This is a genomic window from Saccharopolyspora antimicrobica (assembly GCF_003635025.1).
GTDB classification, from domain to species: Bacteria; Actinomycetota; Actinomycetes; order Mycobacteriales; family Pseudonocardiaceae; genus Saccharopolyspora; species Saccharopolyspora antimicrobica.
Genome location: NZ_RBXX01000002.1, coordinates 7,874,085 through 7,890,425, shown reverse-complemented (window position 1 = coordinate 7,890,425; position 16,341 = coordinate 7,874,085). Strand labels below are relative to the sequence as shown.

The 16,341-nt window shown below is 71.3% G+C and carries 15 protein-coding genes; 8 read left to right on the top strand and 7 right to left on the bottom strand.

Going from position 1 to position 16,341, the window contains the following annotated elements; all coding sequences use genetic code 11:
* Positions 1-27 precede the first annotated feature (27 nt).
* A complete protein-coding gene (locus tag ATL45_RS37100) occupies positions 28-876 on the top strand; it encodes an alpha/beta hydrolase (protein WP_093160261.1) in 849 nt (282 codons plus the stop codon).
* Positions 877-907: 31 nt separating this feature from the next.
* Here the strand turns inward: ATL45_RS37100 and ATL45_RS37095 are convergent, their stop codons facing one another.
* A complete protein-coding gene (locus ATL45_RS37095; RefSeq protein WP_093160263.1) occupies positions 908-1,756 on the bottom strand; it encodes a TauD/TfdA dioxygenase family protein in 849 nt (282 codons plus the stop codon).
* Positions 1,757-1,927: 171 nt separating this feature from the next.
* Here ATL45_RS37095 and ATL45_RS37090 point away from each other — a divergent pair, with 171 nt between their 5' ends.
* A complete protein-coding gene (locus tag ATL45_RS37090; RefSeq protein WP_093160266.1) occupies positions 1,928-2,959 on the top strand; it encodes a methyltransferase in 1,032 nt (343 codons plus the stop codon).
* A 20-nt stretch (positions 2,960-2,979) separates the two neighbouring features.
* Here ATL45_RS37090 and ATL45_RS37085 read toward each other — a convergent pair whose 3' ends face one another.
* From ATL45_RS37085 to ATL45_RS37070, 4 genes are all read right to left on the bottom strand, one after another.
* The gene (locus ATL45_RS37085; RefSeq protein ID WP_246025755.1) at positions 2,980-4,224 is read right to left on the bottom strand and encodes an FAD-dependent oxidoreductase; all 1,245 of its coding nucleotides are present in this window, start codon (positions 4,222-4,224) and stop codon (positions 2,980-2,982) included.
* Between the two features lie 170 nt (positions 4,225-4,394).
* Complete coding sequence (locus tag ATL45_RS37080; protein WP_177242119.1) at positions 4,395-5,378, bottom strand: UbiA family prenyltransferase; 984 nt, start codon at positions 5,376-5,378, stop codon at positions 4,395-4,397.
* 2 nt (positions 5,379-5,380) lie between these two features.
* Positions 5,381-6,388, bottom strand: a complete 1,008-nt coding sequence (locus ATL45_RS37075) for a polyprenyl synthetase family protein (RefSeq protein WP_093160268.1) — start codon at positions 6,386-6,388, stop codon at positions 5,381-5,383.
* A gap of 1 nt (position 6,389) precedes the next feature.
* Complete coding sequence (locus ATL45_RS37070; RefSeq protein ID WP_246025754.1) at positions 6,390-7,388, bottom strand: aminotransferase class I/II-fold pyridoxal phosphate-dependent enzyme; 999 nt, start codon at positions 7,386-7,388, stop codon at positions 6,390-6,392.
* 1,010 nt (positions 7,389-8,398) lie between these two features.
* Between ATL45_RS37070 and ATL45_RS37065 the strand changes: the two genes are divergently transcribed.
* The 5 genes from ATL45_RS37065 to ATL45_RS37045 all read left to right on the top strand — a co-directional run bounded on the left by ATL45_RS37065 (position 8,399) and on the right by ATL45_RS37045 (position 14,019).
* Positions 8,399-10,075, top strand: a complete 1,677-nt coding sequence (locus ATL45_RS37065; RefSeq protein WP_093160271.1) for a prenyltransferase/squalene oxidase repeat-containing protein — start codon at positions 8,399-8,401, stop codon at positions 10,073-10,075.
* Between the two features lie 28 nt (positions 10,076-10,103).
* On the top strand, positions 10,104-11,309 hold the full coding sequence (locus ATL45_RS37060; protein ID WP_093160273.1) for a cytochrome P450 family protein: 1,206 nt from the start codon (positions 10,104-10,106) through the stop codon (positions 11,307-11,309).
* Between the two features lie 151 nt (positions 11,310-11,460).
* Complete coding sequence (locus tag ATL45_RS37055; RefSeq protein ID WP_093160276.1) at positions 11,461-11,931, top strand: hypothetical protein; 471 nt, start codon at positions 11,461-11,463, stop codon at positions 11,929-11,931.
* 75 nt (positions 11,932-12,006) lie between these two features.
* A complete protein-coding gene (locus tag ATL45_RS37050) occupies positions 12,007-12,516 on the top strand; it encodes an NUDIX hydrolase (protein ID WP_093160314.1) in 510 nt (169 codons plus the stop codon).
* Between the two features lie 285 nt (positions 12,517-12,801).
* Positions 12,802-14,019, top strand: a complete 1,218-nt coding sequence (locus ATL45_RS37045) for an IS110 family RNA-guided transposase (RefSeq protein WP_256258552.1) — start codon at positions 12,802-12,804, stop codon at positions 14,017-14,019.
* Positions 14,020-14,042: 23 nt separating this feature from the next.
* On the opposite strand, the gene ATL45_RS37040 is transcribed toward ATL45_RS37045, so the two are convergent.
* Positions 14,043-15,077 (bottom strand): L-idonate 5-dehydrogenase, encoded by a 1,035-nt coding sequence (locus tag ATL45_RS37040; protein ID WP_093160908.1) that lies wholly within the window; start codon positions 15,075-15,077, stop codon positions 14,043-14,045.
* A gap of 138 nt (positions 15,078-15,215) precedes the next feature.
* On the opposite strand from ATL45_RS37040, the gene ATL45_RS37035 reads away from it, so the two are divergent.
* Positions 15,216-15,869 (top strand): maleylpyruvate isomerase N-terminal domain-containing protein, encoded by a 654-nt coding sequence (locus ATL45_RS37035; RefSeq protein ID WP_143121805.1) that lies wholly within the window; start codon positions 15,216-15,218, stop codon positions 15,867-15,869.
* 3 nt (positions 15,870-15,872) lie between these two features.
* On the opposite strand, the gene ATL45_RS37030 is transcribed toward ATL45_RS37035, so the two are convergent.
* Positions 15,873-16,238: an RNA-binding S4 domain-containing protein gene (locus ATL45_RS37030; protein WP_093160893.1), complete on the bottom strand. Its 366-nt coding sequence runs from the start codon at positions 16,236-16,238 to the stop codon at positions 15,873-15,875.
* Positions 16,239-16,341 lie beyond the last annotated feature (103 nt).

Below are 16,341 nucleotides of genomic sequence, written 5' to 3'. Positions count from 1 at the left end.
GTTTCCGCGAACGGAAGAGGTCGCACGATGTGGGATTCCGCAGCGCTCGATCGGGAGTTCTCGCCCAGCCTCCTCGCGCCCGGTTTCGAGGACGTCCTCCGCACTTATGCCGAACGCAGTGCCGAGGCCCGTTCGGCGTGCCCGGGATTCCGGACGCTGTCCTACGGAGAGCACCCGGACGAGGTGCTGGACCACTTTCCCGCGCGGGAACCCGGTTCCCCGCTGCACGTCTTCATCCACGGTGGTCATTGGCAGGAGCTCAGCAAGGACGAATCGTCCTTCGCCGCGCTGGACTTCCTCGCCCGCGGGCACGGTTTCGCCGCGCTGAACTACGGACTCGCCCCGCGGCGTTCCCTGGAGGAGATCGTCGGCTCGGCGCACCGGGCCTTGTGCTGGATCCGCGACAACGCCGCAGCGCTGGGAACCCGGCCGGATGCGGTGCACGCCAGCGGGAGCTCGGCAGGCGCGCACCTGCTCGCGATGGCGTGCTGCCTGGACGACCGAGCACCGGGGAATCGACCGCCCCTCGCGTCGGCCTGCCTGATCAGCGGCACCTACGACCTCGAACCGCTCCGGCACAGCTACGTCAACGATGCGCTCGGCCTCGATGAGCAGCGGGCCCGTGCGCTCAGCCCGCTGCACGAGCTGCCCTGCAGGGTCCGCCGCCTGGTGCTCGCGCGGGGCGAGCGCGAGACCGGGGAGTACATCCGCCAGCACCAGCTCTTCAGCGCCGCCGCGCGGCGGGCGGGCCACCAGGTGACGGATGTCGTGGTGGCCGGAACGAACCACTTCGACGTCGTGTTCGGCCTGGCGGACCCGGCTGGCCCGCTGGGAGCAGCCGTGCTCGCCGACGCCGGGCCGCGACCGGCGGGCTGACCCGTCAGGACGGGCCGGCCCGCCGGTGCGGTCAGGCCCGGGACTTGGGCTGCGCGCGGTGATCGGCGGCGGTGCCGGCCTCGGCCAGGTGCGGCCAGCGCGGTTCGTCGCCCTTCGGGTCGTCGCCCAGGATCGTCACGCGGCGGCCGATCCGGCGTTCGGTGTAGTCGTTGACCGCGTAGTGCTGGGTGGCCCGGTTGTCCCACACGGCCACCGCGCCCTGCGTCCAGCGGAAGCGGCAGATGTTCTCCGGCCGCTCCGCCACCGCGAACAGGTGCGCCAGCAGCACGTCGCTCTCCGCCCGGCGCAGCTGCGGGATGTTCATGGTGAACATCCGGTTGACGTACAGCGATCGCCTGCCGGTCACCGGGTGCACCCGCACCACCGGGTGCTCGGCCTCGAACTGGGTGCCGTTCGGGTGCACGAAGGCGTGCACGGCGGTGAGCCCGTCCAGGAGATCCCGCAGCGGCGCGGAGAGGTTCTCGTAGGCCAGGTACTGGTTGCTCCACATCGTGTCGCCGCCGCGCGGCGGGCAGTGCACGATCTGCAGGACGGAGGCGATCGGCGGGCTGGCGTTGAAGGTGACGTCGGTGTGCCAGACGTCGGCCTTCGCGCCCTGGTCGGAGTCGAGCACCACGATCTCCTCGTGCCCGTCGAGCTTGGGCAGGAAGGGGTGCACCTCCAGCTCGCCCAGGAACCGGCCGAAGTTCTTGTGCGCCTCGGGGGAGAGCTCACCGGCCTCCGGGAAGAAGAGCACGAGGTTCTCCATGAGCAGTTCGTGCAGTCGCCCGAAGGACTCCTCGGTCAGCTCCTCCAGATCCAGGCCGCGCACCTCGGCGCCCAGCGCTCCGGAAACCGGGCGGACGTCGAATTCGGTCATTGGGGGTCACCTCGTTCTTATTTGACTGCAAGGATTTTCGGGCACGGCGACAGGCGTTTCCGGGCAGAGCGGTCGGTTTCCGCCGTGGTTGTTGACGCCGTGGACGGCGGGCAGTAAGGATGAGGAGGACGGAGGCGCTCGAGTGCTCACTTCGAAAGGAACCAGGTGTCCATGGATTCCGCAGGATCTCAGGGCGATCTCGCCGATTCGAGTCGCGAGCTGGCGAAACTCATCGATCTGGCAACGCCTTTCGCCATCCGCGTCGCGGTGACGATGCGGTTGCCGGAGCTGGTCTCCGAGGGCAGGACCGGGCTCGACGAGCTCGCGGCCGCCACGGGTGCGCACCGGGGCTCCCTGGACCGGCTGCTGCGCCACCTCGTCCACATCGGACTGTTCAGCGAGGCGGAGCCTGGTGTCTACGGCCTCACGGCGCTGTCCCGCCAGCTGCTCTCCGAGGACGGCGCATGGATCCGGAACTGGCTCGACCTGGAGGGGCCGGGCACCCGGATGGACCTGGCCTTCAGCGGCATGCTGCACTCCATCCGCACCGGCGGATCGGCCTACGGCGCGGTGCACGGCACCCCGTTCTGGGACGACTACCAGCGCAACGACGACCTGCGCCGCTTCTTCGGCGACGTCATGACCGCCCACGCCTGGCAGACCGGGCCGGTGCTGGCCGCGGAGTTCGACTGGTCGGGTGTGCGGACCGTCATCGACGTCGGCGGCGGGCAGGGCGCGCTGCTCGCCGAGATCGTCCGGGCGAACCCGCACCTCGACGGCGAGGTGCTGGACCTGCCCGCGGTCGAGCCCGAGGCCGACCAGGCCCTGAGCGAGGCGGGCGTGGCGGAGCGGATCTCGTTCGTGCCTGGCAGCTTCTTCGACCCGCTGCCGCCGGGCCGGGACGTCTACGTGGTCTCCCGCGTGCTCACCGACTGGAGCGACGAGGACGCGGTGCGGATCCTGCAGCGCTGCGCCGAAGCCGCCGGCGAGCGCAGCCGGGTGCTGATCGTGGAGGTCCTCGCAGGTGATTCCCACGCCAAGTACAACACCTCCTTCGACCTGCAGTCGCTGGTCCTGCTCGGCGGCCAGGAGCGCAGCGTCGCGGACTTCGAGGCGCTGGTGGGCAAGGCGGGGCTGAACCTGATCGCGTCCCGCAGCTGGCCGGGCGGCCTCGTCGTCGTGGAGTCCAGGCCGCGGCGGTGATCCCGGCACGGCGTCGGCCCTCATGCCCACCTGGGCCGGCGCCGTGCCCGCGGATCCGGTAGCAACCCGAGCTGGCACAGCCGGTCGAACGTCGAGAGCGGGTGCAGGCCGAGCCCGGCCAGGTTGTGCATCACGGTGAAGCTGAGCCGCTGGTTGGCCCCGGTGTTGCGCAGGGCGCGCCGGCCGAGCGTGCGCCCCACCCACGACAGGTCGGTCAGCATGCGCGCGGCGTTGTGGCTGATCTTGCCGATCTGCACCAGCTCGGGCATGCGCCGCTGCTGGTACTCGCGCAGCGCGGAGTCCACATCGGACGCGTCGAGGGAGCGTCCGGCGAGGCAGCCGCGCAGGGCATTGGCGTCGTAGATGGCGCTGTTCATGCCCTGGGCCGCCATCGGGTGCACGGAGTGCGCGGCCTCACCGATCAGCGCCATGCCGGGGGCGAACAGGCCGTCGGCGACGAACCGGCCGACCGGCAGCAGCTGCCGCCCGGCGAGGCTGCTCCGCAGCTGGCCCTCGAACGCCGCCAGCTCGGGCAGCTCCGCGATCAGCGCGTCGGCCCAGCGCTGCAACCCGTCGTGGTCCATCCCGCGCAGCTCGTCCGGCTCCGCCTGGACGTAGAGCCGGACCCGGTTGCCGGGCAGCGGATAGCGCATCCGCAGCCCGCGGTCGGTGACGTAGGCGGCCACCGCCGCCTCCGCGCCGGGCACGTCGGGGATGTCCAGGGCGACCAGCCGGTGCGGGTAGTCCTTCCGGTTCGCCCCGATGCCGACCGACTTCCGGAGCTTCGACGAGACGCCGTCGGCGGCGATCACCAGCGGTGCGCGGATCTCGCGGTCGGAACCGGCCTCCCGCACGGCCAGCCCGGTGATCCGTCCGGTGTCGTCGCGGAGTGCCTCGCGGACGCTCACTCCCCGGCGCAGCGAGACGTTCTCCGGCAGGCCGTCGATGAGCGCACCCAGGATCGTCTCGTGGTCGGCGGAGAGCAGCCAGTTGGTCTCGTCGGGCAACTGCGTGTAGTCCAGCGACATCCGGCCCTCGCCGCTGCCCTCACCGGCGATGAGCGCGGAGAGCCGCACCGCGCCCTGGCGCTCCAGGAGCTTGGTGACGCCCCACTCGTCGAGGATCTTGAGCGCTCCGGGCTGCAGCACCTCGCCCTTCGGCACCCGGGGCACCCTGGGCTGCTTCTCGGCGATCAGGACCCGCAGCCCCAGCGAACCCAGCGCGTGCGCGGCGGCCAGACCGCCCACACCCGCCCCGCACACCACGACGTCAGTTCCGCCTCTCCGCGATTCACACAGGTGGTCGGGGTGAGGCTTGATCTCGCGTTTAGGGGTTTCTTGCGGCTGGGTTGCCTCACGGTCCCCTGGGGTGCGGTTGCGATGTGCTGCGGTTGGCCCAGAATCACGCATCAGTCCTCTGGCGTTCGAAGTGGAGCTCACGTCGGCTGGACCTCCATGTCATCGGCGGGGATCTCGTGCCGCGACCGCATCACGGCCTGCGTCCACAGGCTGAAGACGAGCACCAGGGCGAGCAGCGGCACGACCACGGCGGCGGGCGCGGTGCGGGCCAGGACCGCGCCGGCGAGGACGAGGCGTTCGGCGACCAGGAATTCGTGCGCCCGCAACGCGCGGGCCTGCCCGAGGTTCGGCGCCAGGAACGGCAGCGGCAGGACCGCGACCAGACCGACGCAGGCCGCCACGCCCAGCAGCACCGGGAAGCCGGGCCGGTGCGGCAGCAGGAGACCGATCGCGGCGATGAGGATCGCTGCGACGTACAGGGACACCGCCAGCCCGGCGGCGTAGCGGACTCCGCTGCGCACGGGCACCGACCGGTAGCCGGCGGCACGGTCGCCGTCCACGTCGCGCAGCGTGCCCACGAGGTTCGACGCCGCGTCGTGCAGCAGGAACACCGCGGAGAACGCGACCGCGGGCCAGCCGGGCAGCGGTGCCGCCACCATCGCGCCGATCAGGAAGCCCAGCGCGGTGATCAGGCCGCGCACCAGGTTCCCGGAGAAGCCGCGCGCCTTGCAGAACCTGCTGTAGGCCACGATGCCGGCCAGTGCCAGCACGACCAGCACGAGCGTCCGCCAGTTCACCCACGCCAGCAGCACCGCGGCAGCGACCGCTAGCCCGATGCCGCAGGCGAGCGCGGTCTTCGCCGCCAGCCTCCCGGACGGGATCGGGCGCTGCGGCTTGGCGATCCGGTCCAGCTCGCGGTCGAAGTAGTCACCGAGGTAGTGCCCGGCCAGCCAGCCGAGCGCGACCCCGCACCCGGCGACGACGAACGCGGCGAGTCCGGCAGCACCACCGGCACCGGCGCCTGCGACGCCCACCAGCACCGGGTAGCACAGCGTGTACGGCCGCCAGGTCTGCACGTGCGCCCACAGGATCCGGCGCGCTGCCGCCCATCGGTCGCGCATGGCTACCGGTTCCGGTCGATGGACAGCTCGGCGATGGCCAGCATCAGTTCGACCGCGGCCGTTCCCGGCAGGTCCGCGATGCTCTCGCGGGCCTGGGCTATCTCGTCGGCGGCGAGTTTGCGGCTGAGCTCCAGCGCTCCGGTGCTGGTCAGCAGCTCCCGCATGAGCCGGTGCGCGTCCGCCGCGGGCATCCGGCCGGACAACGCCTCGGCGAACCGGGTCCGGTCGGCGTCCCCGGCGGCCTGGTGGCCGACGAGCACCGGGAACGTCGGGCGCAGGTTGGCCACGTCGCTGGTGCTGGGCTTGCCGGTCGTCGGGGAGTCCGCCAGGTAGGGCAGCAGGTCGTCGTAGATCTGGAAGCCCAGGCCCAGGTGCTCGGCGTAGCGCGTGGCGACCTCGACGTCCTCGGCGGCGGCACCACCGAGGATCGCCCCGGCCCGGCAGGCACCCCGGAACAGCGCGCCGGTCTTGAGCGCGACCATCTCCCGGTAGTCCTCGACCGGGCAGCTCAGCTCGCCGACCAGCTCGGCTTCCCGGACCTGCCCCCGGCAGACGTCGGCTCCCGCGGTGGCCAGCACCCGGGCCGCGTCGAGCACGCCGGCGGGCGGCACCGCCTCGCATTCGAGCAGCGCGCTGACCATGTTCAGGATCAGGAAGTCACCGGCGACCAGGGCATCGGGCATGCCGAAGCGGGCGTGCACGGTCGCCCGGCCCCGGCGCAGCTCGTCGTCGTCGATGATGTCGTCGTGCACCAGCGTCGCCACGTGCAGGTACTCCACGGCCAAGGCGGCGGGGATCAGGCGGGTGCTGTCGCCGCCGGTGGCCTCGGCCGAGGCGAGCAGCAGCATCGGCCGCAGCATCTTGCCGGGCGCCAGCAGCGCGTAGCCGGCCATCTGCTCGGTCCGCTCGGCGGCCGCCGACCACCTCTTGCGCATCTCGCGGTTGAGCAGGTCGGTGAGCTCGGCGGAGTTGAACTCGGCGGGCGCGACGCGGGTTTCGGCGTTGGTCATGTCAGGCCCGCTCGGTGGACTGGCGTTCGCCGTCGAGGAAGCGCCGGGTCAGGTCGAGCAGCGCTTCGTTGGCCTCGGGCGTGCCGACCGTGACCCGGACCCCGGCGCCGTCGCCGAGCGTCCGCACCTCGACGCCACCGGCCGCGCAGAAGCGCACGAACGCGTCGTTGTCCGCACCGAGCGGTAACCAGTGGAAGTTGCCGTGGCTGCGGGGAACCGCCAGGCCGAGCGCGCGCAGCTGCTCGCCGACGCGGTCGCGTTCGGCGGCGACCTCCGCGCACTGCTTGCGCATGACCTCCTCGGCCCGCAGCGCGGCGAGCGCGGCGTCCTGCGCCACGGTGCTGACCCGGAAGAAGTACGAACCGGGCCGGAGCGCGGTGACCACGGCTTCACCGGCGACGAGGTAGCCGACCCGGAGCCCCAGCAGCCCGTGGGACTTGGAGAAGGTGCGCACCACGCACACGCGTGAGTCCTCGGCGGCGAGCCGGAGGCCGTCGGCGGTCGCGGAGCGGTCGGCGAAGTCCACGTACGCCTCGTCGATCAGCACCAGCACGTGCTCGGGCAGGCGGTCCAGGAGCTCCCGCAGCTCGGCGTCGCCGAACACGGTGCCGGTGGGGTTGTTCGGGTTGCACAGCAGCACGACCTTGGTCCGGTCGGTGACGGCGTCGGCCATCGCCGCGAGGTCGTGGGTGTCGTCGCGGAGCGGGACGGGCACGGCCTCGGCACCCGCGGAGCGCACCATCAGCGGATACATCTCGAACGACGGCCACGCGTGCACGACCTCGCCGCCCGCCGCCAGCGCGTTGAGGAACTGCTGCAGGAGCGCTCCCGAACCGGGACCGACAAACACCCGCGCGGGATCGACGCCGTGATGTCCGGCGATGGCCCGCGTCAACCCGCTGGACATCGCGTCGAGCGTCAGGTTGACCCGGTCGGCACCGTCCACAATGGCCTCGTGGACTCCCGGCAGCGGGGCCGCGAAGTTCTCGTTCAGGGACAATTGGTGCCGGACGGTAGTCACAGGATCTCCGTTCATGACGTGCGCGTGCTGGTGTTGCGCGGGGAGAAGCCGATCCGGCCCGGACGTGCTCGACCGCGAGCAGGAGTGCCGGGTTCGCCGGGAAGGGGGCTCAGCGGTTCCCGCTCGGAACTCGCCGGGCAGGACCGCGGCGCGCGCCGTTGCGCGGATCCGGGGCCGGTGGGAGTGCGTCGGTGGTGGGGAGCCCGTTGCTTGCGATCTCCAAGTTCACTCCTCCCGCCCAGGTGGTCCCAGTGCCGGAAAGCTCCTCACGCCGGTGCGATCCTGCTCGTCTGAGCGGTTCTCCGGACGGGGGGCGACGCGCTGCTTCCGTGGCGGGCCAGGCGGATTCGTCTTCTCGTCGAGGACTTGTGACAGCGATCTCGATTACACCGGTCAGGTGGCGGCGTGTCAACGAGTCCGCCCGGGGAAGGGCGGTCGCGAACACCGGTGCTGCCCGAAGGGGCCGAAAGTCCATCAACTTGACGACCTCGCTGGCCTGCGGCGATGCGCCCACGGCCGGTGCTGCCGGAATCCGTTCGAGGGGCGCGCTTCTCGCGGTTCCGCTGCTCATCTGAGCGCCTCTCGCTGATCGGCTCGCTTTGCGCCTCCGATGCTGGGAGTACGTGCGCGATACACGTCGATCCGGCGGGCGGCAGCGGATTGGCGAATTCTCGACAGCCGTGAAAACGCCTTACCTGTAAGGGAATTCCGGCTCCCCGTTGCGGCCAGCGCCGATGTGGCACATCCCGGGCGTGTCGGGTGGGAGACCTGGCCGAGCCAGCGGCGGCCGCGTATGGTGAACCGCGAATCGGTTGAGGCGCAACGCATCTCGCCCGGGATCGGCGACTGCGACACTGGGCGCATGCCCGGCGCACAGGTCATCGCAGCGCTGGTGCCGCGGCCGGCTGCGGCTGCCGCCGAGGAGTTGCCCGCGGCCGCCGTGCCCGCTGACGAACGCAGAACACCACCACCGGGCTGGAGGAATCCGCATGACGACGGTGCAGGTCGACCCCGATCCGTTCACGGACGCGCTCGACGAGGCGATCTGCGAAGGCGCGGAGGCGCTGTTCTCCGCCCAGCGCACCGACGGCGTCTTCGACTACAGCGAGGACAACCTGACCTCGACGCTGGGAACGGTCGGCGCGCTGTCCGCGCTGCACTACGCCGACCCGGAGGGCAGCGCCGACCTGATCGCGGCGGGAGCCGGGTGGCTCCGGCGCACGCAGAACGCCGACGGCGGCTGGGCGATGGTCCCGGGCTTGTCCAGCGAGGCCGGACCGACAGCGGTCAGCTCGGCCGTGCTCCACCTGGTCGATCCCGTCGGCAGCGCGGACGCGGTGCGCGACGGGCAGCGCTGGATGAGCGATTTCGGCGGCCTGGACGCGATCCCGCACCCCGAGGTCGTCGCGTGGTGCCGGCAGTACTACGGCTTCGTGGGCTGGCTGGCCCCGGCGGAGATGCGCCGGTTCCCGCTGGAAGTGGCGCTGTGGCCGGGCCTGTACCGCAAGCTGTTCGACCTGCGCGTCCCGATGGCCTTCGCGCTCGGCCTGGCCCAGGCCCGGCACAAACCGCTCACCCGCTTCCAGCAGGTGCTGGCCCGCCTGGGCGAACCGAACGCGCTGAAGGCGATCCGGCAGGTCTACGAGCACGAGGGCTCGACCGGGGCCTGGTGCGAGAACGCCTGGGTCACAGGCCTGGTCTGCACCGGCCTGGCCCGAGCGGAGCTGGCGCCGGACATGGTCGCGGCCGCCGTCGGCTGGTTCCGCCGGACGATGCACCCCGACGGCTGGTGGCAGACCGGCCCGCTCGACGCGGCGTGGACGATGTACGCCGCGCGCGGGCTCTCCGAGGCCGGATACGCCGATGACCCGAGGCTGGCCGCGTCGGTCGACCTGTTCGTGCGCCTCCAGCAGCACCGGCCGTTCCTGGCCTTCGGCTGCCCACCGGGCTACTGGGGCTGGGCCGGGACGGAGGGCTGGCCGTCGACCTTGGAGACCGGCGAGATCCTCTCCGTGCTGTGCCGCTTGCCCGGTGCGAAGCAGGCTCCGGCGATCGAGCGGGGCGTGGACTGGCTGACCCGCGTCCAGGACACCCGCGGTTCCTGGGGCCTGTGCGTGCGCAACACGAAGGTCGCCAACAGCGGGCCGTGCCCGATGACCACCGTGCAGGCCGTCGACGCGCTCCTCGACGCGGGCGTTCCGGCGGACGACCGCCGGGTGCGCCGCGCGCTGAAGTGGCTGGCCGGTGTCCAGCTGCCGGACGGTGCCTTCGAATCGGTCTGGTACCGGCACCACACGATGGCCACCGCCGCCGTGCTGGAGACCTTCGCCAGAGCGGGCGCGGCGGACAGCGAGACCGCGCGCCGCGCCAGGACGTGGCTGATCCGCGCCCGGCGGCCGGACGGTTCCTGGGGCGACGGGCACGATGCGCCCGCCACGGTCGAGGAGACCGGCTGGGCGATCTCGGGCCTGCTCGCCGCGGGAGCCGACCCGGCCGAGGTGCGTCCCGGGGTGGCCTGGCTGCTGGAGCAGCGCACGCCCGGCGGCGGGTGGCCGGCGGAGAGCGTCCACGAGTACGTGCGCTTCGTCAGCCGGTACAGCAACCCCGCGTTCACCCAGGGCATGGCCCTGCGCGCGCTCGGCCGCTACCGGCGAGCGGCGCGCTGACCCGACCTGACGTTGGAACGGAGCACTGATGACAGGTTCGACGCAAGAGGACTCCTTCACCGAGCACTACTGGCAGGACCCGCACGCGGCGCTCGCCGGCACCCGCGAGACCTGCCCGGTCCGCGAGGTCGACTTCGAGGGCGGCCGCACCTGGCTGGTCACCCGCTACGCCGACGTGCGGGCGTGGCTCGCCGACCAGCGGCTGGCGAAGGACTGGCGCTCGAGCCTGCCCGCCGAGGAGCGCGCTGCCGCGCCGCCCGGTCTGCCCGCTCCGATGTCGCACATGCTGACCTCGCTCGACCCGCCGGAGCACACCCGGCTGCGGAGCCTGGTCACCCAGGCGTTCACCGCCCGCCGGATCGCGGCGCTGCGCCCGCGCGTGGAAGCCGTCGCCGAGGAACTGCTGGCGGAGCTGCCCGAGGACGAACCGGTCGACCTCGTGGCCTGCTACGCGATCATCCTGCCGATGGTGGTGATCAGCGAGCTGCTCGGCGTCCCGGAGATCGACCGCGAGGAGTTCGCGCGGCTGTCCACCGTGCTGATCGACGAATGCCCGGAACCGGAGCTGCTGGCCGCCTCCACCCAGATGGCGACCTACCTGGAGGGACTGGTCGCGGCCAAGCGCGCGGCACCCGACGAGGCGCTGCTGTCGGCGCTGATCACCGCCTCCGACGAGGGCGACCGGCTCTCCGACCTGGAGATCGTGGCGATGGCCATGCTGCTGCTCATGGCGGGCCACGAGACCACCGCGGTGTTCATCACCAACAGCGTCCGCGCCCTGGTGGCCGACGACTCCGCCCGCGAGCGCCTGGCCGACCCTGAGGCGGTGCCGTCGCTGGTCGAAGAGCTGCTGCGCTGGCTCTCGCCCGCCCTCAACGCTTCCTTGCGCTTCGCGACCGAGGACCTGGAGATCGGTGGGGTGGCGATCCCCAGGGGAGCGTCGGTGATGCTCTCGACGGGCGCGGCCAACCGCGACCCGGAGCGGTTCGCCGATCCGGACGTGCTGGACCCGGACCGCAACACCACCGGCCACCTCGCCTTCGGCTACGGCATCCACCGCTGCCTGGGCGCGGCCCTGGTCCGGCTGGAGGGCGAGGTCGGTCTGGCGGCGCTGTTCAACCGCTTCCCGGAACTGCGCGTCGTCGCCGACCCGGCCGAGCTGACCTTCCGCCGCAGCGTCCACGTGCACGCCCCGCGCACGCTGCCGGTCGTGCTCGGTCCTCGCAAGCGTTGAGCGGGCGATGGAGGTTCTGGAGACCGCGTTGACAGCGATCCGGGCTCGGTGGAGGTGAGTCAGTCCGCGTGAGTCGTTGGCGGTGCGGCTCTACTTGCGAGAGAGGCCGTCGACGCCCCGTGCGGGACGACTGCCGGGTTACAGTCGGCCGATGTACGTCTTCCCGTTCTTGGCAGTGGCACTGGCACTTCTGGTGTTGCTCGCGCTGGTGGTCTACGGGCGGCTCGTGGTCCGCAACCAGCGCAAGGCCTTGGCAGCGCTGCGCCAGAACGGCCTCGCGTTCCTGTGCCGTCCCACGCTGGGCATGCTGACCTTCGCCGGGTACCTCCTCAGCGTCGACCGGGACGCGGTCTCGCTGTGGAAGGTCGGCCTCGGCCGACCGGTGCGGAAGCAGAGCTTTCCCAGCCCTGGCGCCAGAGTCGCTCCGGCCACGGTGAAGATCAACCTTGCGCGCACGTCGTCCGGGCTGTCCGTGATCTCCTCCGCCGCGGAACGACTGGACGTCGTCATCTACCCGGATCCGACGATGTCGTACTCGGCTCCCGCCAACGGTGCTTTTCTGGACCTCGTGCGCGAGAAGATCCAGGAGCACCTCGCGCACACTCCCCGGACCTCCGGATGACCACTGGACGCGGCGATCGCACGAAGGCCAGCCGGACATCTCACCTCGTCGGCTGAAGTGCACCAGGGTGGTCCGATGAGTCGAGAAGCGGACGGCGCAGCCGAGGCGATCGCGGGCGAGAGGAAGCGGGGAAGCTTCCGGCTGGCGGCGTACGCCGTGTGCATCGAGGACGGGCAGGTGCTGCTCGTCCAACACGCGTCGAAGAACTGGACTCTTCCGGGCGGAAGGGTCGAGCACGCGGAGGATCCGTTCGACGCGGTGATCCGGGAGGTCGCTGAGGAGACCGGTTGCGACGCAGTGGTCGAACGGCTGCTGGGCGTGGACTCGAGGGTGATCCCCGCGGCCGTCGCACGTGCGGGAGTCGAGCACCAGAACGTCGGCATCCTCTACCAGGTCCGCATCACCGGTGGCCGGCTCCGGCCCGAGCCGAACGGCGAAACGGCCGAGCCGGTCTGGACCCCGCTCTCCGAGGTCGCCCGCCTCCGCCGATCATCGCTGGTCGACATCGGCCTCGCCCTGGCGCAGACCCGTCCGGCGACCGGCCACGTCCCTCCCGTCCCGGTCGGCGGCCTGATCCGGAACTGAGGCAGATCAGCGCATCCTCGGTGCCCAGCTTCGCTCGCGGTCCTAATCAGTTCTGGGAGTGAGCCGTCGGGCACACTCCTGGTTGGTAGCCGACCGGTAGGTGAGCACTCGTAGGTCCTGGACGTGTGAGTCCTGCTGAAAGACCGTGCCCCTGCCGGTGGGTCGGGAGAGTTGATCGCTGCTGGGATGTCGTGCCCACCCGTGGTGTGAGCACTGCTTGATTAGGTCGCTGATGGTTCTCCCGCCGGCTGCGCATGGTGATCGAGAGCGGGAGGATCGTTGCGACTGTTCGTAGGGGATGACTGGGCTGAGGAGCATCACGACGTCGAGCTGATGGACAACGCCGGTCGCCGGTTGGCCAAGGCCCGCCTGCCCGAGGGTGTGGCGGGCATGGCCCGTTTGCACACGATGATCGGTGCTCAATTCGGTGAGGACGCTGAGGATGCGGAGGTGCTGGTCGGGATCGAGACTGACCGGGGGCCGTGGGTGGCGGCGCTGGTCGCCGCCGGGTACACGGTGATGGCGGTCAACCCGTTGCAGGCCGCGAGGTTCCGTGACCGGCTGGGGGTGTCGGGCGCGAAAAGCGACGCCGGCGACGCCCACGTGCTCGCGGACATGGTTCGCACGCATGCCCACGAGCTGCGGCCGGTCGCCGGTGACTCCGACCAGGCCGAGGCGGTCAAGGTAGTGGCCCGCACCCACAAAACGCTGATCTGGGAACGGACCCGCCACACTCAGCGGCTGCGGCACGCGCTGCGTGACTACTTCCCCGCCGCGCTGGAAGCGTTCGACGACCTGGACGCCGCCGACACCCTGGAACTGCTGGCCAAAGCCCCCACCCCGGAACAAGCCGCCCGGCTGACGGTCGCCCAGATCAACGGCGCGCTGAAACGAGCGCGCCGCCGCAATATCGCGGAGAAAGCGGCGGCGATCCAGGCCACGTTGCGCTCCGACCAGCTCGGTCAGCCCGAGGTCGTCGCCGCCGCCTACGCCTCCTCCATCCAGGCGCTGATCGCGGTCCTGACCGTGTTGAACACTCAGGTCAAGACCCTGCAAGGGCAGGTCGAGGCCCATTTTGGGCAGCACCCGGCCGCTGAGATCATCGCCTCCCAGCCCGGTCTGGGACCGGTGCTCGGCGCCCGGGTGCTCGCAGAGTTCGGCGACGACCCCGACCGCTACGCCACCGCCAAAGCCCGCAAAAATTACGCGGGCACCTCCCCGATCACCCGCGCCTCCGGCAGAAAGAAGGTCGCCCTGGCCCGGTTCGTGCACAACGACCGGCTCATCGACGCCCTGATGGCTCAGGCGCAAAGCGCGTTGCTGCACTCGCCAGGCGCCCGCGCCTACTACGACCGGCAGAAAGCCCGCGGCACCGGTCACAACGCCGCCCTGCGCCAACTCGCCAACCGACTCGTCGGCATCCTCCACGGCTGCCTCAAAACCAGCACCCCCTACGACGAGACGACCGCCTGGTCGCACCACGCCGAGAACATCGCAGCTTGACATGTCAGCTCCTGGGATGTCTTTCAGAAGGCGAGCAGCACCTTGCCCGACATCGAGGCGTCGGCGGCGACGGTGAAGGCTTCCAGCGCGTCGCCGACGGGGAAGGTGTGGGTGATGACCGGGTCGACCGCCAGCGAACCGTCGGCGAGGGCCGCGATCACCTCGTCGATCTCGTCGTTGAACCGCAGCGAGCCGATCAGGCGCAGTTCGCGGGTGATGGCGTGGAGGACCGGCACGGGCTGATCACCGCCGGGCAGCAGCCCGACCATGACCACCGTCCCACCGCGGGTGGTGCCCTCGATGGCGGAGGCGAGTCCTCGGTGGTTGCCGGATGCTTCGATCGTCACGTCGGCGTCGACGGCTGCGATGGCGTCGGTCTCGGTGGCCCGCAGGGTCCGCGTCGCGCCGACGGCCTCGGCGATGTCGAGCGGCTTGCCGTGCAGGTCGACCGCGACGATCTCCGCTGCTCCGGCCCGTTTTGCGACCGCGACGACCAGCGCGCCGATGGGACCGCTGCCGACCACCAGCACGCGCTTGCCACTGAGATCACCGGCTTGTGAAACGGCGTGCAGGGCGACTGCGGCAGGTTCGGCGAGCGCTGCGGTGCGCAGGTCGAGACCGGCGGGCAGCTCGCGGAGCATCGACGCGGGAAGCACCACTTCACCGGCGAAAGCGCCTTCGGTGTGCGGGAAACGTGCCGCGGATCCGAGGTAGCGGACACCTGGGGAGAGGTTCGGCCGGTCCTCCGGGAACCTGACGTCGGTGTGCTCGTAGGTGGCCGGGTGGACGGTGACGGCGGTGCCCTCGGACGGCCCGGTCCCGTCGGCGGCCGCTCGCACCACGGTGCCGGAGACCTCGTGCCCGAGGACCATCGGCGCCCGCAGCACCGACTCGCCGACGGCGCCGTGCTGCCAGTAGTGGAGATCGGATCCGCAGATGCCGCCGCGGGCCACCGCGACGACGGCCTCGCCGGGCCCCGGCTCGCGGACGTCGATCCGCTCGACCCGCAGGTCACCGGCTCCGCGTGCCACGACAGCGGTGGTGGTTCTGGTTGTCACGTGCACTCCCGTTCTCGATGCTCCTGCCCGCAGACGAAGATGCCAGGGAGCGAGCGCTCGGCGGAACCGTTTCTTCCTCCGTGCGGGAGTCGGGCGAAGGCGTGTTCGCGCGGCCGGTCCGCCGCGATAATCCGGTGCGTGACGGGTGAACACGAGGATTACAGGCAGGTTCGGCTCAACATCACCGAGCTGGTGCGCGGTGCCGGGGGAGCGGCCGGAGTGCCCGTTCCGGCATGTCCGGGGTGGGCGGTGCCCGACCTCGTCCGGCACCTCACCGAGATCGCGCACCTGGTGCTCGGCAAGCTGACCGGACGACGCCCGCCCGACCTCGGCGGAGCCGATCTGCTCCGCGACTGGGACGAGGTCGCGACGATGCTCGAAGAGGTCCTGGCGGAGCGGGGCGGCGGAACCGGGACGCAACTGGTCGCCGACGCCGTCGTCCACGAACTGGATCTGCGCTGCGCGCTGGCGGAACCGCTGCCCGCGCGGCACCCCGCCTACGCCTGCGCCTTCCGGTTCGGCATGGCGGGAATGGACCGGTCGATCCGGGAGAAGGGCCTTCCGGCGGTGACCTTCACGACCGGCGAGGAGTCGTGGCTGCTGGGCGGCGACGATCCCGTCGCATCGGTGCGCGCCGAGCCGGTCGACCTGATCCGGTCGTTGAGCGGTCGGCGGACGCACGCGCAGATCGCCCGGCTGTCGTGGAGCGCGGATCCCGCGCCGTGGTTGCCCGCCTTCACCTGGGGGCCGTTCACGCCGCCCGGCAGTCCGGTCGAGGAGATGTTCCGGTAGCGGTCAGTTCCCGCCGGCGCGGAACTTGTCGATCATGCGGCGGTCGCGCTTGGTCGGGCGCCCGGCCCCGCGCTCGCGGCGGGCCACCGGGTTGACGACCTGCGGCGGCGGTGCCGGGGTGCGGTCGATGTAGCAGGTGATCGCATCAGGCGCACCGACGCGGCGCTGGATCACCCGGACGACCTCGACGATCCGGGTCCGGTCACCGACGCGGGCCCGCACCTCGTCACCGGGGCAGACCGTGGTCGCGGGCTTGGCGGGGCGGTCGTTGACGCGCACGTGCCCGCCGCGGCAGGCGGCTGCGGCGTCCGGCCGGGTCTTGGTCAGGCGGACGGCCCACAGCCAGCGATCGACACGAGTGGATTCCACAGCAGCATGATGACACGCCGTTCAAGCTGGTTTTCCCGGGCGGAAGCTCACGTCGGCGTTGTTGCATGTTGCATGCTACTCGAATTAGATTGGTCCGGTGACC

What these genes read in the sequence shown, in the direction of transcription:
- ATL45_RS37100 (WP_093160261.1), top strand. Translation starts at nt 28, where the DNA reads ATGTGGGATTCCGCAGCGCTCGATCGGGAGTTCTCGCCCAGCCTCCTC.
- ATL45_RS37095 (WP_093160263.1), bottom strand. Translation starts at nt 1,756, where the DNA reads ATGACCGAATTCGACGTCCGCCCGGTTTCCGGAGCGCTGGGCGCCGAG.
- ATL45_RS37090 (WP_093160266.1), top strand. Translation starts at nt 1,928, where the DNA reads ATGGATTCCGCAGGATCTCAGGGCGATCTCGCCGATTCGAGTCGCGAG.
- ATL45_RS37080 (WP_177242119.1), bottom strand. Translation starts at nt 5,378, where the DNA reads ATGCGCGACCGATGGGCGGCAGCGCGCCGGATCCTGTGGGCGCACGTG.
- ATL45_RS37075 (WP_093160268.1), bottom strand. Translation starts at nt 6,388, where the DNA reads ATGACCAACGCCGAAACCCGCGTCGCGCCCGCCGAGTTCAACTCCGCC.
- ATL45_RS37065 (WP_093160271.1), top strand. Translation starts at nt 8,399, where the DNA reads ATGACGACGGTGCAGGTCGACCCCGATCCGTTCACGGACGCGCTCGAC.
- ATL45_RS37060 (WP_093160273.1), top strand. Translation starts at nt 10,104, where the DNA reads ATGACAGGTTCGACGCAAGAGGACTCCTTCACCGAGCACTACTGGCAG.
- ATL45_RS37055 (WP_093160276.1), top strand. Translation starts at nt 11,461, where the DNA reads ATGTACGTCTTCCCGTTCTTGGCAGTGGCACTGGCACTTCTGGTGTTG.
- ATL45_RS37050 (WP_093160314.1), top strand. Translation starts at nt 12,007, where the DNA reads ATGAGTCGAGAAGCGGACGGCGCAGCCGAGGCGATCGCGGGCGAGAGG.